Origin of the sequence: Borborobacter arsenicus (genome assembly GCF_003934165.1) — a bacterium.
Taxonomy (GTDB): domain Bacteria; phylum Pseudomonadota; class Alphaproteobacteria; order Rhizobiales; family Rhizobiaceae; genus Pseudaminobacter; species Pseudaminobacter arsenicus.
The window spans coordinates 118,631-133,919 of sequence record NZ_RKST01000016.1; the positions used below are offsets into that span (position 1 = coordinate 118,631).

Sequence of the window (15,289 nt, forward strand, 5' to 3'; positions counted from 1 at the left end):
GTTTCGGCCGACCGAGACCTATCTCGCGCGCAGGCGCATCATCGCGAGGCTGATGAGCTTCCTGCTGTTCATGGCAGCCGCCGCCTCAGTCCTGGTCACAACCGGCATCGTCTATGTTCTTGTAAGTGAGTCCTGGAACTTTTTTCGGCAGGTGTCCCTGCTGGAGTTCCTGACCGATACTCAATGGACGCCCGTGTTCGCCGAGCCGCGGTTCGGGATCCTTCCTCTTCTGACAGCGACCCTTTGGGCAGCCGGCATCGCGCTGCTGATCGGGATACCGCTGGGCACTGCGCTTGCGATTTATCTGAGCGAGTATGCACCGTCCAAGGTTCGCGAAATCGTCAAACCCCTCCTCGAATTGATCGAGGCCGTGCCTACGGTCGTTTTCGGTTATTTCGCTCTGCTGTTCCTGACGCCGCTCTTCCGAATGTTCATTCCCGGATTGACGGGTTTCAATTTGCTCGTTCCCGGCATCGTCCTCGGGATCATGATCCTGCCTTATGTTGTCTCGGTGAGCGAAGATGCGATGCGGGCCGTGCCGTCGTCTCTGCGCGAAGGTGCCTATGCTCTTGGAATGACGCGAATCCAGACTTCGGTTCGCGTGATTATCCCTGCCGCCTTCTCAGGTATCACTGCAGCCTATGTGCTCGGCATGTCACGTGCGGTCGGCGAAACGATGGTCCTGGCGATAGCCGCCGGACAGAACCCCAATCTGACGGGCGATCCGCGCGAGGGTGCTGCGACCATCACCGCCTACATCGTTCAGATGGCGATGGGAGACCTTCCCCAAGGCTCGCTCGCCTATGAATCAATATTCGCAGTGGGCCTCGCGCTGTTCGTCCTCACGCTCTTTTTCAACCTGGTCGGCTTCTTCCTGCGCCGCCGCTTCCGCGAGGTCTACTGATGGCCGCCGTCGATTTTGAACATCGAGTCGCCTTCAATCCTATGTCCGAGGCCGAAGCGAGCCGTGTGATCGGCGTCGCGAAGCGCCGCGACTTCCTTTTCGCGATACTGGGCGTGTTCGTCCTGGTTCTGTCGATGGGAATGCTGACGGCGCTTATCGTCGACCTACTTGTCGATGGATTGGCGCGCATCGATTACGATTTCCTGACGAGCTTCCCGTCCCGCCGGCCGGCACAGGCAGGGATCCTGTCGGCCTGGGTGGGCACATCCCTCGTCATGCTGACGACTGCACTCATTGCGATTCCTCTTGGCATCATGGCTGGAATCTATCTTGAGGAGTACGCCCCCAGGAACTGGGTGACCGACATCATCGAGATCAACGTCAGCAACCTCGCTGGCGTGCCGTCCATCATCTACGGCCTGCTGGCGCTAGGCCTCTTCGTCTACACGCTGGGGCTCGGCCGCACCGTGCTGACCGCGGGTCTGGTGCTCGCACTCTTGATCCTCCCCGTCGTCATAGTAGCCACCCGAGAGGCCGTTCGCAGCATCCCGCTAATCATCCGCGAGGGAGCCTACGGCATGGGTGCGGACAAGTGGCAGGTGATCTGGCACTACATTCTTCCGGCCGCGCGCCCGGGAATCCTAACTGGCGCGATTGTCGGACTGTCGCGCGCGATCGGTGAGACCGCGCCCGTTCTGACGATCGGCGCACTCACCTTCATCGCCTTCCTGCCGCCATCCCCAGTTCAGCCTGAGTTTCCATTCCTGAACTTCGACTGGTTGACCTCGCCATTTACGGTGATGCCGATCCAGATGTTCAACTGGATCTCGCGCCCGCAGGAAGCCTTCCATATCAACGCCGCTGCGACCGGGCTTGTGCTCATCGCGATGACACTGACCATGAACGCCGTCGCGATCTGGATCCGTTATCGCCTGAGAAGCCAGGCGCGGTCGTGAGCCGACGCCCTCTCCGGAGTCCCAGATGCCCGAGGCAATCATGAACCAAGAAACCTACCGACAAAGCGAGTTCGCTCGTGCGTCTGATCCGAGTGTTGCAGCGGGCAGTCGCCCTAATGCCATATCGGATACGCTCAAGGCAGACGTTCGCGGCCTTTCCTTCTGGTATGATCAGTTCCAGGCCCTCAAGAACATCGACCTGCCAATTGCCGAAAAGAAGGTAACCGCCCTAATCGGCGCTTCCGGCTGCGGCAAAAGCACCCTGCTTCGATGCTTCAACCGGATGCATGATCTTTATCCGGGCAACCGATACGATGGCGAGATTGTGCTCCTGCCGGAAAATCAGAACATCGTCGACAAGGGCATCGACCCAATCAGGGTTCGTCTCAAAGCCGGGATGGTCTTTCAAAAGCCGAATCCCTTCCCGAAGTCGATTTTCGAGAATGTGGCCTCGGGGCTTCGGGTCAGAGGAATTCGGGACCGGGCGGTTATCGCGGGCCGGGTCGAGGAAGTGCTGCGCGAGGCTGCGCTGTGGGACGAAGTGAAGGATCGACTCGATCAGTCCGCCTACGCGTTGTCAGGAGGTCAGCAACAGCGCCTTTGCATCGCGCGCACGCTTGCGCCGGAGCCTGAGCTAATCCTGCTCGACGAACCAACCTCTGCGCTCGACCCCATTGCTACGGCGAAGATCGAAGAACTCATTGAAAAGCTGCGCGACCACTATGCAATCGTCATCGTCACGCACTCGATGCAGCAGGCGGCGCGGATTTCAGCCTACTGCGCGTTCATGCATCTGGGCCAGCTCGTCGAGTTCGGCACCAACGAAACGATCTTCACCAGCCCGAAGGAGAAGCGCACCCAGGATTACATCACCGGACGGTTCGGCTGACGAGCGAGGGTGGAGAACCGCTATGAGCGAGCACATCGTAACGTCCTTCGATCAAGACCTAGAGCGCATCGATAAGCTGATCCGCGACATGGGAGAACTTGGCGCCGAGATGGTCGCGGACGCGACACGCGCTCTACTGTCTTCCGACGAACCTCTGGCACAGCGGATCGTCTCGGAGGACGTCATTATGGACGCACGCCAGCGGGAGCTTGACGACGCGGCGATTGCGTTGATCGCCAAGCGTCAGCCCATGGCACAAGACCTCAGGACAGTAATCGGCGCCATCCGGATTGCAGCCGACCTAGAGCGTATTGGCGATCTAGCGAAAAACGTCGCAAAACGCGTCCCTTCGGCCGGCGGCTCCACGATTCCCAAGCCGCTTTCCGGATCGCTTCAAACGATGTCGGAGTTGGTGCTGGCTCAGGTCCGGCGTGCGATTGCCATGTATGCCTCCCGCGACGCCGAAGGTCTCGTGAGCCTCCGCGAGGACGATGAAAGGATCGACATCCAATACACGTCGCTCTTCCGAGAGCTGCTTACCTACATGATGGAAGATCCCCGCAACATCACATCATGCACGCATTTGATCTTCTGCGCAAAGAATCTCGAGCGGATCGGGGACCATGTCACGAACATTGCCGAGAACGGGTACTACACCCTGACAGGTCAACAGCTTCCCGCTACTCGCCCCAAAGCGGATGAGACTGCAGCAGCTCAGGGGTGAGGGTATCATGATCGCGCCCCGCATAATGGTGGTCGAAGACGAGGAGCCGCTGAGCGTGCTTCTTCGTTACAATTTAGAAGCTGAGGGCTACCAGGTAGAGACCCTTTCGAGGGGTGACGAGGCTGAGCTTCGTCTGCAAGAAGCCGTTCCCGACCTACTGGTTCTAGACTGGATGGTACCCGCCGTCTCGGGAATCGAACTCTGCCGCCGACTGAGAATGCGTCCAGAAACGCAGAGGCTACCGATCGTGATGCTTACCGCACGGGGTGAAGAAGGAGACCGCGTCAGAGGCCTATCCGTCGGGGCGGACGACTATGTCGTAAAGCCGTTCTCGACGCCTGAACTTCTCGCCCGGATCCGAGCCGTGCTGCGTCGTGCTAACCCGTCCGTGCTGTCTCATGTACTGACGGTGGGAGAGCTTCTCCTCGACCGTGAACAGCATCAGGTGTTCAGGAAGGGCCGGGGCGTCCGGCTTGGCCCGACTGAATACCGCCTGCTCGAGTTCATGATGCTCGCCCCCGGCAGGGTCTTTTCTCGGGAGCAATTGCTTGATGGCGTCTGGGGCAACGGCGTCTATGTCGACGAGCGGACGGTTGACGTTCACATCGGCAGGCTTCGCAAGGCAATCAATACGGGGCGATGCCTGGACATGGTCAGGACGGTTCGAGGCGCAGGCTATGCGATCGGAGAGATGGCTGGACGGTAGGGGTTTACATCCTAGCCCCAGCGCACTAAATCATCTATAAATCGACGAGTATGGATATATGCAAAAGAAGCACGCGTTAGCAGCACTGGCGGCCCTCGGGCAGGAAACCCGTCTCGATGTGTTCCGTCTTCTTGTTCAAGCCGGTTCGGAAGGCATCCCGGCCGGCGAGATCGCCGCGCGGGTTGGCGCGGTGCAAAATACTACCTCTTCCCACCTGAAAGTTCTGATGCATGCCGGACTCATCCGGCCTGAACGGGATGGGCGCGTGGTGCGCTACGTCGCCGATATGACCGGCTTCAGGGACCTGCTCGCCTACCTGATGGAGGACTGCTGCAACGGATCGCCGGAACTCTGCCGCCCCGTCATAAACGCCATCGCCTGCGACTGTTAGGAACGACCGATATGTCCGAGAAGCTCTACAACGTTCTCTTTCTGTGCACGGGAAACTCCGCCCGCTCCATTTTGGCTGAAGCGATCCTTCGTCAGCTTGGGGCAGGCCGTTTCCAGGCCTACTCCGCCGGGTCTCAACCTAAAGGCGAGGTCCATCCCTTTGCGCTGGAACTGCTGAGCAACCTGACGCATGACACAGCATTCGCGCGCTCGAAGAGCTGGGACGAGTTTGCCGGCCGCGATGCGCCGAAGATGGATTTCGTCTTCACCGTCTGCGACAACGCCGCCAATGAATCCTGTCCGGTGTGGCCCGGCCAGCCGATGACGGCGCATTGGGGCGTGCCGGATCCCGCGGCAGCCGAGGGCACCGACGCCGAGAAGCATCTCGCTTTCGCAGAAGCCTATCGCCAGCTCTCGAACCGCCTCTCCGCTTTCCTGTCGCTGCCACTCGCTTCGATCGACCGGATGTCGCTGCAGACGAAGCTCCGCGAGATCGGGCAGACCCGGCCCATGGCCGGCTGAAGGATTTCAACATGACCGACACGACATACGAAGCGGGCCATGAGCCGCCACCGGCAATCGGCTTCTTCGAAAAATACCTCACCGTCTGGGTGGCGCTCTGCATCATCGCTGGGATCGCTCTCGGCTACCTGATGCCGAGCTTCGTCGGAATTGTCGCCCAGGCTGAGGTAGCGCGGGTCAACTTGCCCGTCGCAGTGCTGATCTGGCTGATGATCGTGCCCATGCTGCTCAAGGTCGATTTCGCCTCTATGGCGAAGGTCGGCACCTACTGGCGCGGCATTGGCGTGACGCTGTTCGTTAACTGGGCGATCAAGCCGTTCTCCATGGCGCTGCTGGGTTGGCTGTTCATCGGCTGGCTGTTCCGGCCATATCTACCGTCTGACCAGATCGACTCGTATATCGCGGGGCTCATCATCCTCGCCGCCGCGCCCTGCACGGCCATGGTGTTCGTCTGGTCGGCACTGATGAAGGGCGAGCCGAACTTCACGCTGTCGCAGGTTGCACTCAATGACGCGATCATGGTGGTCGCCTTCGCGCCTATCGTCGGTCTGCTACTCGGCCTGTCGGCCATTACCGTGCCGTGGGACACGCTGCTGCTCTCGGTCGTGCTCTATATCGTATTGCCAGTTATCGTCGCGCAGGTGGTGCGCACACGGCTACTTGCAACCGGGGGGCAGGCAGCGCTCGACCGCTTGCTCGCCAGGATCCAGCCGCTTTCGCTCGTGGCGCTGCTCGCCACACTCGTCCTTCTCTTCGCGTTCCAAGGCGAACAGATCATCGCGCAGCCGACGGTCATAGCCCTGCTTGCCGTTCCGATCCTGTTCCAAGTCTACCTGAATTCAGGATTGGCCTACTTGCTCAACCGCATTTCGGGCGAGCGCCACTGCGTGGCAGGCCCATCGGCCCTGATCGGCGCCTCGAACTTCTTCGAGCTAGCCGTCGCTGCGGCCATCGCCCTGTTCGGCCTGAAATCCGGTGCGGCGCTGGCGACCGTGGTCGGTGTGCTGGTCGAGGTGCCGGTCATGCTGTCTGTCGTCTGGATCGTGAACCGTTCCAAGGGCTGGTATGAGCGTGGGTCGCGTGTTCAGGAAACGCGCTGACCGCACATGAGGACGGGGCCTGCCAATTCTCACGCAATCGGCCTGAACCAGGTGGTCGACGATCCCATGGTAGCAGGGGTCGCTGGCGCTGCGGCTCTGCTGATCGCTTTTGCGCTTTTCTCAGTAAGTTCCTGGCTCATTGCCGCGTTCGGCGGCAGTGCGGCCTACGCGACCGCCTGCCTGCTTATTGCGTCCTGTCCTGCGAACCCAAAGAGCCACGACCAGTCTCGTCGCATCCCTGAAAACTGGCTGCGACACGCAGCAGCTTTCGGTGTCGTCTTTTCAGCCGTTTTGTTGGCAAGCCAGATGTCCGATGCGCCCAGGGCGTTCTTTTGCGTTGGCGCGGTTCCTTGGTCTCCGACGATCTTCGCCGTGGGTGCGTTCGTCCTTGCGATCATGGCCGCCCTGAATCGCAGGCAAGGTAAATCGGGGTTCGTCCACGTTATCTGGATAGGGGTCGCTTGGATCGCCCCTTGGTACGGTTTCTTCAGCGTAGCCACCGTGACTGGGGCAGGATTGGCCCTCGGCTGCGAAGATCGAGCCGCAAGCGACTACGCCCTTCTCGCTGTCTTCGGGACAGCTGCTTCGGTTGCAGGAACATGGTTTGGCCGGTGGCTTGGCGACGGGCTTCCCACCCAACCGATCAACCCCTACGAGGACCTTTGATCAGCATGACCATCACCATCTACCACAATCCCGACTGCGGCACGTCCCGCAACACGCTCGCCATGATCCGGCAGTCCGGCGAGGAGCCGGAGGTGATCGAGTACCTGATGACGCCGCCGTCGCGTGAGCGTCTCGTTGAGTTGATTGCGGCGATGGCGCTCACTCCGCGCGAACTTTTAAGGGAGAAGGGTACGCCCTATGCCGAGCTCGGACTCGGCGATCCGAAATGGAGCGACGACGAGCTGATCGACTTCATGATGGCGCACCCGATTCTGATCAATCGGCCGATCGTCGTCACGCCGCTCGGCACAAAGTTGTGCCGTCCATCGGAGGCTGTGCTCGACATCCTGCCGAACCCCGACATCGGTCCCTTCACCAAGGACGATGGCGAGGTGGTGATCGACACGGATGGCCGACGCGTCAAATGACGTCGGCCAGCTGCGTCATTCGCTGCTACCTGTTGGTCGTTTCGTCCCCGTCAATCGTACGAGTTCGAAGACGGAAACCAGGATTACGGCGGCGCCCGCCCACTGGATCGGTGTCAGCCGCTCGCCAAGAAACAGGAAGGCAAAGGTCACGCCGAATACGGGAATCACGTTGAAGTAGGTACCCGCTACCGCCGCCGGAACGGACCTGAGCGCTGCGACGTAAAGCCAGTAGGCGGCGGCGTAATAGAGAAGGCCGGACAGGGCCGCAACCGCCGCGAGGTCGAGCGGAACATCAGCTACATCCGCCGGACTGCCGTATGACGTACCGGAGAGCAGCAGGGCGACAGCCCATGCCAGTCCCGCCGTCTGCTGGACCGCCACGATGTACAGGGAGTCGATGCTCTCGCTCAGCTTGCGGGAAAACACCGTATAGAACGCGCAGCACAAAACACCGGAGAGCAGGAGTAGGATGCCTGTCGGGTGGTTACCTTGGAAGCCGCCCAGCGCATCTGCCACGAGCGAGACGCCGAAGATGCCCGCTCCTATCACCACCAAGAGCCGTGGCGTGACCGGCTCCCGCAGGAAGATCGCGGCAAGGCTCAGGATCATCAAGGGTTCAGCGGCCCAAAGCAGTGTCGAGACGCTGGCGGAGATGTGGGCCAGACCCATCAGGCTTAGCGTGTAGGAGATGCCGGGATTGAGGAGCCCGAGCAGAGCGAGCGGCGGGATCAGCGACCTCGAAGCGGCACGGCGATTTGAGAGGCAAAATGCCAACCACAGAGCTGTCGCGCTTGGAGCAAGCTGCAGTACCAGCAGCGCCACAGGCGGGATCGAAGCGAGAAGAGCCTTGCTTAGGACGGTCGCGCCGCCCCAGAGGGCGCAGGCGAGGATGAGCAAGGCGGCAGGAGGCAGTCGCAGGAATGTGCGCATGAGGAAAAACTCCAGAAGGGATTACGTGCGGGATAAAGCGAGTCAGCCGTGGCGGCTGTCGCACCCGTCCGCGTCGCAGCGGTCGTAACCGGGTCTTCTGGGAGGTCGGGACATGGCCCTCATGCACCTTCGAGACGCAGCAAGCCTAACATCCGGTGGTCTCTGGTAAAAGGAATTTCGAGAAAAGCCGAAATATTCTTGACGCCAGTCAACCAGCCATCCATATTTCTAACGAAATAGAAATATTCACATGCAGCAGATATCCAGCAAGGACGACATGGCGGAAGCACTAGACCCGATCCCCACATGCCCCAATCTCGATGGGACACAGTTCCAGTCGATCGATCCGATAGCGCTGTTCGACGCGCCGCGGTCGTTGCATCCCGCACGAATCCTGATGCTGTACGGCTCGCTTCGCGAGCGGTCGTACTCGCGGCTGGCGACCGAGGAAGCGGCGCGCATCCTGCGCAGGCTGGGCGCCGAGGTTCGCATCTTCAACCCCGCAGGATTGCCGTTGCCGGATTCGGCTCCTGCGGACCACCCGAAAGTCAAGGAGCTGCGGGAGCTGTCGACATGGTCGGAAGGCCAAGTCTGGTGTTCGCCGGAACGACATGGTTCGATGACTGGCATCATGAAGGCGCAGATCGACTGGCTGCCCCTGTCGCTTGGTGGCGTGCGGCCGACGCAGGGGCGGACGCTGGCGGTGATGCAGGTCAGCGGCGGCTCGCAGAGTTTCAACGCCGTCAACCAGCTTCGCGTGCTGGGTCGATGGATGCGCATGGTCACCATCCCCAACCAGTCCTCGGTCGCCAAGGCGTTCAGCGAGTTCGACGCGGATGGGCGGATGAAGCCGTCGCCCTACTACAACCGCATCGTCGACGTGATGGAAGAACTGATGAAGTTCACATTGCTCCTGCGCGACCGGTCGGACTACCTGACCGACCGCTATTCCGAGCGCGTCGAAAGTGCGGAGGAAGTGTCGAAGCGGGTGAAGCAGAAGTCGATCTGACGCGTCGTTCAACAAAGCTTATTTCGAAGGTGATGGAAATTTGTTTGACCGATCGGAGATCGGAAGTTTAGGGTGATCACATGAAGATCGAACAGGCAGCCACCCAACTCGAGGCGCTCGGGAACGCCACCCGGCTGAATATCTATCGCATCCTCGTGCGTGCGGGCGCTGAAGGACTGGCCGTCGGAAGCATCCAGGAGAAGCTTGGCATTCCGGCCTCCACCTTGTCGCATCACTGCAAACGGCTGGTCGATACCGGGCTGGTGAGCCAGGAGCGGCAGGCCACGACGCTCATCTGCCGCGCAGAGTATCCGGCGATGCAGGCTCTGATCGGGTATCTCGCCGACGAGTGCTGCGCGGACGGAAGCTGCCCGCCGGACCAGGTGCGACGTGTAGCCATGGAGCGGGCATAGCGCCCTTTTTTTTATTATCTATTTCGAATATTCGGGAAGGATCGAATGATGAATAGCGCCACGAGAGAATTGCCCGTCGCAGTGATAGGCGCCGGTCCGGTGGGCCTCGCGGCCGCCGCACGTCTTGTTGAAAGCGGCCTGCGCCCCATCCTTCTCGAAAAAGGCGCCCGCGTCGGCGCGGCAATCCTCGAATGGGACCAGGTCCGCGTTTTTTCTCCGTGGGATTACAATGTAGATGCAGCCGCGCGGGTCCTGCTGGCCGAAGATGGCGTCGCTGTGCCTTCTGGCGAATACCTGCCCACAGGCGAGGAGATCGTGACGCAGTACCTGGAGCCGCTTTCCCAGGTGCCGCCGATCGCGGCGGGGCTCCGTCTCGGCGCGGAAGTGACGGGCATTACACGCGAGGGACACGACCTGATGTCGAACGACGGACGCGCCGACGCACCGTTTGTGGTGCGATACCGCGATGCCGAGGGCGAACAGCGCCTGCTCGCCAGCGCCGTCATCGACGCGTCAGGAACCTGGTCGTGTCCCAACCCGATCGGGGCGGACGGGTTGGCCGTCCCGGGTGAAGCCGAGGCTTCGGAGCTGATCGCCTACGGCATTCCCGATGTCGACGGCGTTGAGCGTGACACCTATGCGGACAAGCGCACGCTGGTTCTCGGCAGCGGGCACTCCGCCATCAACGTAGCGCTGGCACTACTCGACCTGCAGGAGAAGGCACCGGCCACGCGGGTGGAGTGGGCGCTCCGGCGCGACCGTACCGAGCGCCTTCTCGGCGGCGGTCTGAACGACCAGTTGCCGGGGCGCGGTGCGCTCGGACTTGCGGCAAAGCAGGCGATCGACGAAGGCAGGCTGAACATGCTGGCTCCGTTCGTCGTCGAACGTGTGGGACCCATCGGTGACGGCCTTCGGGTCGAGGCCATGCTCGGGGGCCGAAAAGTCATCAAGGATGTCGACCGCATCGTCGTCGCGACAGGATTCCGTCCGGATTTTTCATTTCTGCGCGAGCTGCGCCTGGGCCTGGATCCCGCCGTCGAGGCGACGCCGGCGCTCGCGCCGCTGATCGACCCCAATTTTCATTCCTGCGGCACCGTCCCTCCGCATGGCGTCGATGAACTGACTCATCCGGAACCGGGCTTCTTCGTTGTCGGCTCCAAGTCCTACGGTCGCGCGCCAACCTTCCTGATGGCGACAGGCTACGAGCAGGTCCGCTCCGTCGTCGCCGAGATTTCCGGCGACCCCGTCGCAGCCCGCCAGATACACCTCGTGCTTCCCGAGACCGGCGTCTGCAGCGCGCCGTCCGAAATCACCTCCACATCGTGCTGCGGCGGTCCCGCTCCGGCGACTGTCGCTGCATGCTGCGCGGACGACGCGGCAGCCAAGGCAAACGGCGAGGCCGGATGCGGCTGCACTTCGACGACGGTCGAACCTGTAGCGGCGAAGGCCACCTGCTGCCAGAGCGCGGCGTGAAAGCTTCGTCCCCACCTGCTGCGTCAGGCTGGTTCATCAGCGCGCTCGGTACCGCCCAGATCTGTTCGTGGGGGACGCTGTTCTATGGCTTCCCCCTGATCGCCGAGGCGATGCGGGCCGATCTCGGCTGGTCGAAACCCATGCTCTACGGCGCGGCCACGCTCGGCATGCTGCTCGCGGGACTTGCCGCCTATCCGGTCGGCGCCGCGATCGACCGCGGCCATGGGCGACTGTTGATGTCCGGGGCGTCGATCCTGGCGGGAATCCTTCTGGCGGCCTGGTCGCAGGTGGAAGGTCTCATCGGCTTCTACATCGTGCTGGCGGCGCTCGGATGCATGCAGGCCGCCACGCTTTACGAGCCTGCCTTTGCCGTCATCGCGCGCCGCGTCGGTCCGCTCAACGCCCGCAAGGGCATCACGGCGCTGACGCTGTGGGGTGGCTTCGCCAGCACCGTCTTCATCCCCGTCATCCAGTTCCTGATCGAGACGCAGGGCTGGCGCGGCGCGCTGCTGGCGATGGGGGGCGTCAACATTGTCGTTTGCGGCGGGCTCTATCTGCTTGCCATCGATCCATCGCGGGACGCGCCGATCCGGGCGGCCGAGCCCGACGAGATGCCACCCGCAGTCGGCCGCGCGGCGGTGGCGGCAGCGATGCGCAAGCCGTCTTACTGGGGCCTCATGCTCGCCTGGGTGTCCTATGCCTTCGCCTTCTCATCGCTGACCTACCACTTCTTTCCGCTGTTGCTCGAACGCGGCTTGGATTCGGCCGATGCGGTGCTGGTGTTGACGGTCATCGGTCCGGCGCAGGTGGCCGGCCGCATCCTGATCCGAGCCTTCGCCGCAGAGGCCCCGGTGCGATCTGTTGGCTCGGTCGTCGTCGTGGTCTTTCCGCTGGCAGTGATCGGCTTCGGCTTCGCCCCGCCCGATGTCCTCGTCATCGCGGGCGTCGCCGCGTTCTACGGGGCGGCGAATGGCATGATCACCATTGTGCGCGGCATGGCCGTGCCGGAGATGGTGACACGGGACGGCTATGGCGCGGTCAACGGCTCGCTCGTCGCGCCGATGAACATCATGACCGCACTCGCGCCCCTTGGCGCCGCGCTGCTATGGCAAGCGAGCGGCGGCTATGGCGCGGTTCTTGGTGCGATCTTCATCGGCTCGCTGACGCTATGCGCCGGGTTCTGGTTCGCGGCGGCGCGGAGCTGAGCGCGTAGAGCCCATCTGGACCGGAGCCGGCCATGGACCTTCCACACATTGCATCGATCCATCAAACCAAGGAAGTGCAGGGATGACCAAGCTTGTGTGGATGACCGACCTTCATCTTGTCGAGAGGGGCTCTGATCGTCCGGCAGGCGTAGATCCGTTGACGGGTCTGCGCAACGCGATTGAAGAGATCGAGCTATTCCACAACGATGCGGTCCGTCTGGTTATCTCGGGCGATCTTGTGCAACTGCATAATCCTGGCGCCTACCGCATCCTGCGGGAGGAGCTTGCGTCGCTTTCCATCCCCGTCAGGCCGCTTGCAGGAAACCATGACGACCGAGCAGCACTGCTCGACATCTTTCCCAAGGTCGGACAAGGCGGTTTCGTTCAGCAAGCGGAAGACATAGTGGCAGGAAGATTGATCTATGCCGACACCAAAGCATCAGACGGAGGTCACCATGGTGAACTCTGCGACCTCCGTATCGAATGGCTCGCTGAACAGGTTCATTTGGCTGTAGGTCGCCCGCTGCCTCTTTCTTCACCACCCACCTTTCGCTATCGGCGTTCCGGCGCTCGACCGGCTACGCCTCCTCAGCAGCAATGGGCTGGCGGGGCTGCTCATAAACCGCACGGCGCCAACATACCTGTTTTGCGGACACCTGCACAGGAACGTGTCGGGGACTTGGCAGGGCCATCCAATCCAGGTTCTAAAGAGCACGCATGTTCAGTTCGACCTCGATATGAAGGGTGAGAAGCTCAGGCGGTCCTCCGAGCCTCCTGCATATGCGGTAATCGAAATACGGGACGACGATATTATCACAAACTATCGCGATATATCATCAAGACATAACGGTACCCCGCGCGGGTGAGCTGGGATCAGCCACTCACGCGCCGCAAACGCCGCAAACGATCGCGTCGATATTACCGGAAAGGAAGAGGCGGCATCACCCCGTCAGACGTGCGCCAGATCCAGGAATCCATCTCAGGTTGAGACGCAACAAGCTCGTTGAGCGCCTCTTCGTAGGCGCTGTCAGCCGATGGTGGGACGATATAGAGCCTAACCGACTTTGCCCGCCCCTGCAGAATCGCGGCGGCAGTTGGCTTGTCCATCGCCAGATTGTAGCGCAAGCCCTTCACACTTCTCTCGCGTAGCCGGGCCAGCGCATCAACAAGCCGCTTCTCGTGGACGGAGTCGTATGGAATCCAGTTCTCCGACACCACCATCACCGCCATTTCCTCGACAACCGCGAGCCCCGAATGCGTGAGGCCGAAGGTAGCGATCGCGATCAAGTGAGACTCCTCGCTCGCATTCCAGAGTTCTACTTCATTCTCGAAACGAGCCTGGAGCCGACGAGTGAGTGTGTCATCCAGCAGGAATGGAAAGTTCGGAAGGTGCTTGATGACTAGCCGGTGGCCGTTGCGCGTGGGCCCAATGTCCTTGACCTCGCCGACGAGGATCATCAACTTCCTCGGTCCGGTCCTGGGAGGTAGTACGGGCGCAAGCGCAGCTACGCGCCGCTGCTCGATGGCAACCTTTTCCGCCGAGCGAAACGGTTCAGGTACGAACAGAACGTCGCTCAATATTCCGCCCTTCACCGTCATCTGGCGGGCTGCCTCGATCAGGTGCCAGCGAACGTTCCACCAATGGCGTTTGCCGGCCCATCGCGCCGTCCAGGCCGTCAACTCGGCCTCGTGCCAGAGGTAGTGAAGCAGACCTCGGAGCGACAGCTTCTTCGCTTCACCAACCACACCGTCCGAACCCTCCACGCCGGAAACTGGAGCGTCGCGCGCACCCAGCTTTGTCAAGCTGAAGCCTACCTTGAGTGCCGATAGTCCGGTTTCGGAGTCGATCCGGATCGCGCTACCGATCAGCACGCCGAGGCCGGAAAACTCATCAGGGGGTTCGTAGGACGGGCAGGCTGGATCATGTCCGCATCCTGACAACGGCATGCGTTTGACGATGTATTGATCGCCGACCTTGGCGATGTACATCGCGAGACCCGACTCCCGACACAGGCAAAACGGCCGAACTCGTTTCCGATAGGCATCCGCCAGCACCTCCTGCAAAGCAGGCGCGGCCTCCTCGATCATTTGGTCATCAAGCTTGAAACGTCGCATCGCCTCCATCGCCCTGGACGCCGCCGCATCCCCTGCCTTCCATTGAGTCATGGATTGCCATCCGGAGCAAGTCCGCCTCGACCGCAGAAAGCGGGCGTAGAAGCCAGCGCGTTCGCCCCAGCCCAATGCCGGCCGTTCGCAATTCGCCGCATTGTAACGAGGAGCCGAGGCTCGATTGAAGCCCGACCTGCGGGCCACTCTGCTTTCGCGTAGCCGGCTGCGGTGCCGGCGCTTACCCCGCCACGGCTGTGGGCAGGCAGAGGCAGAGGGGAGGCCGTGACGTGGCGGCGGGTCGAGGCCAGGAGAGAGGCTCCCGGCGCCCGTCGCGGAGAACAGCCATGACCCATATGGAAATCCACGCGCCTACGCGCATTGCGCCCAACGGCTACGAGGTCGACATCAGCAAAGGCCAGCGCATCGGGCGCGTTTCGTCGGAATGGTTCAACCGTCCGGCCGACGAGCGCTATCTCTCGCTCACCGACCTCCACAGTTCGGTGGTACGGCGATCGGAACGCTGCAAGACCCGCATAGTCGAAAGCGAGAACATCCGCGTCGAGGCGAGCCGCGACAATCCCGAACGCCTGACGTTGATGCTGCCCGACGCGCACGCGCCGGTCGCTCCCACGCATTGGAGCTTCGGCCAACTCGCCAGCCTGGTCGGGGCGCCCGCGAACTATCTGCGGCAGCTCCCTGCCGCGCTTGCCGGTATCAACCTGCAATATGGCCTGACTTCACACCGTGCCTTATCCTGACTCTGTGATCCTGTCTCAGAATCATGCATTGGAGGCGCCTCACCACGGCTCCGGTGAAGCTCTTCAGACGTCCGGGTCAAGCGTTCCCGCAGCGTAGCGAGGACAAC

Annotated in this window: 17 protein-coding genes and 1 pseudogene; 16 read left to right on the plus strand and 2 right to left on the minus strand. The window is 61.7% G+C overall.

Features of this window, described 5'->3' with window-relative positions; all coding sequences use genetic code 11:
- The first annotated feature begins 52 nt into the window (after window positions 1–52).
- Genes pstC through arsC form a run of 10 tightly spaced genes read left to right on the plus strand, consistent with a single transcriptional unit; the run spans window position 53 to window position 7,285 of the window.
- Window positions 53–904: a phosphate ABC transporter permease subunit PstC gene (pstC, locus tag EET67_RS18180; RefSeq protein WP_245451020.1), complete on the plus strand. Its 852-nt coding sequence runs from the start codon at window positions 53–55 to the stop codon at window positions 902–904.
- Window positions 904–1,860: a phosphate ABC transporter permease PstA gene (pstA, locus tag EET67_RS18185; protein ID WP_245451022.1), complete on the plus strand. Its 957-nt coding sequence runs from the start codon at window positions 904–906 to the stop codon at window positions 1,858–1,860. Before pstC ends, pstA begins: the two co-directional genes overlap by 1 nt.
- 40 nt (window positions 1,861–1,900) lie before the next feature.
- Window positions 1,901–2,749, plus strand: a complete 849-nt coding sequence (gene pstB / locus EET67_RS18190; protein WP_128627645.1) for a phosphate ABC transporter ATP-binding protein PstB — start codon at window positions 1,901–1,903, stop codon at window positions 2,747–2,749.
- A gap of 22 nt (window positions 2,750–2,771) precedes the next feature.
- Window positions 2,772–3,473, plus strand: coding sequence for a phosphate signaling complex protein PhoU (phoU, locus tag EET67_RS18195; protein WP_128627617.1), 702 nt, complete (start codon window positions 2,772–2,774; stop codon window positions 3,471–3,473).
- Window positions 3,474–3,477: 4 nt separating this feature from the next.
- Window positions 3,478–4,179 carry a phosphate regulon transcriptional regulator PhoB gene (phoB, locus tag EET67_RS18200; RefSeq protein WP_170313238.1) on the plus strand — a complete coding sequence of 234 codons (702 nt, stop codon included), beginning with the start codon at window positions 3,478–3,480 and terminating at the stop codon, window positions 4,177–4,179.
- A 58-nt stretch (window positions 4,180–4,237) separates the two neighbouring features.
- Complete coding sequence (locus EET67_RS18205; protein ID WP_128627619.1) at window positions 4,238–4,570, plus strand: ArsR/SmtB family transcription factor; 333 nt, start codon at window positions 4,238–4,240, stop codon at window positions 4,568–4,570.
- Between the two features lie 11 nt (window positions 4,571–4,581).
- Window positions 4,582–5,091 (plus strand): arsenate reductase ArsC, encoded by a 510-nt coding sequence (locus EET67_RS18210; protein WP_128627620.1) that lies wholly within the window; start codon window positions 4,582–4,584, stop codon window positions 5,089–5,091.
- Between the two features lie 56 nt (window positions 5,092–5,147).
- The gene (gene arsB, locus EET67_RS18215; protein ID WP_165899953.1) at window positions 5,148–6,191 is read left to right on the plus strand and encodes an ACR3 family arsenite efflux transporter; all 1,044 of its coding nucleotides are present in this window, start codon (window positions 5,148–5,150) and stop codon (window positions 6,189–6,191) included.
- 51 nt (window positions 6,192–6,242) lie between these two features.
- Entirely contained in the window at window positions 6,243–6,857 is a 615-nt protein-coding gene (locus EET67_RS18220; protein WP_128627622.1) for a hypothetical protein, read from the plus strand.
- A 5-nt stretch (window positions 6,858–6,862) separates the two neighbouring features.
- A complete protein-coding gene (gene arsC, locus EET67_RS18225; RefSeq protein ID WP_128627623.1) occupies window positions 6,863–7,285 on the plus strand; it encodes an arsenate reductase (glutaredoxin) in 423 nt (140 codons plus the stop codon).
- Between the two features lie 15 nt (window positions 7,286–7,300).
- Here the strand turns inward: arsC and EET67_RS18230 are convergent, their stop codons facing one another.
- Window positions 7,301–8,215 carry a DMT family transporter gene (locus tag EET67_RS18230; protein WP_128627624.1) on the minus strand — a complete coding sequence of 305 codons (915 nt, stop codon included), beginning with the start codon at window positions 8,213–8,215 and terminating at the stop codon, window positions 7,301–7,303.
- 277 nt (window positions 8,216–8,492) lie between these two features.
- Between EET67_RS18230 and arsH the strand changes: the two genes are divergently transcribed.
- From arsH to EET67_RS18255, 5 genes are all read left to right on the plus strand, one after another.
- A complete protein-coding gene (gene arsH, locus EET67_RS18235) occupies window positions 8,493–9,224 on the plus strand; it encodes an arsenical resistance protein ArsH (protein WP_165899954.1) in 732 nt (243 codons plus the stop codon).
- An 80-nt stretch (window positions 9,225–9,304) separates the two neighbouring features.
- Window positions 9,305–9,637, plus strand: a complete 333-nt coding sequence (locus tag EET67_RS18240; protein ID WP_128627625.1) for an ArsR/SmtB family transcription factor — start codon at window positions 9,305–9,307, stop codon at window positions 9,635–9,637.
- A gap of 45 nt (window positions 9,638–9,682) precedes the next feature.
- Entirely contained in the window at window positions 9,683–11,110 is a 1,428-nt protein-coding gene (locus tag EET67_RS18245; RefSeq protein WP_128627626.1) for an FAD-dependent oxidoreductase, read from the plus strand.
- The gene (locus EET67_RS18250; RefSeq protein ID WP_245451028.1) at window positions 11,107–12,315 is read left to right on the plus strand and encodes an MFS transporter; all 1,209 of its coding nucleotides are present in this window, start codon (window positions 11,107–11,109) and stop codon (window positions 12,313–12,315) included. Before EET67_RS18245 ends, EET67_RS18250 begins: the two co-directional genes overlap by 4 nt.
- An 82-nt stretch (window positions 12,316–12,397) precedes the next feature.
- Entirely contained in the window at window positions 12,398–13,063 is a 666-nt protein-coding gene (locus tag EET67_RS18255; RefSeq protein WP_128627628.1) for a metallophosphoesterase, read from the plus strand.
- 170 nt (window positions 13,064–13,233) lie between these two features.
- Here the strand turns inward: EET67_RS18255 and EET67_RS18260 are convergent, their stop codons facing one another.
- The gene (locus EET67_RS18260) at window positions 13,234–14,481 is read right to left on the minus strand and encodes a DUF1173 domain-containing protein (protein ID WP_245451030.1); all 1,248 of its coding nucleotides are present in this window, start codon (window positions 14,479–14,481) and stop codon (window positions 13,234–13,236) included.
- A 287-nt stretch (window positions 14,482–14,768) separates the two neighbouring features.
- On the opposite strand from EET67_RS18260, the pseudogene EET67_RS18265 reads away from it, so the two are divergent.
- Window positions 14,769–15,173: pseudogene (locus EET67_RS18265) on the plus strand (hypothetical protein); the annotation flags it as partial.
- Window positions 15,174–15,289 lie beyond the last annotated feature (116 nt).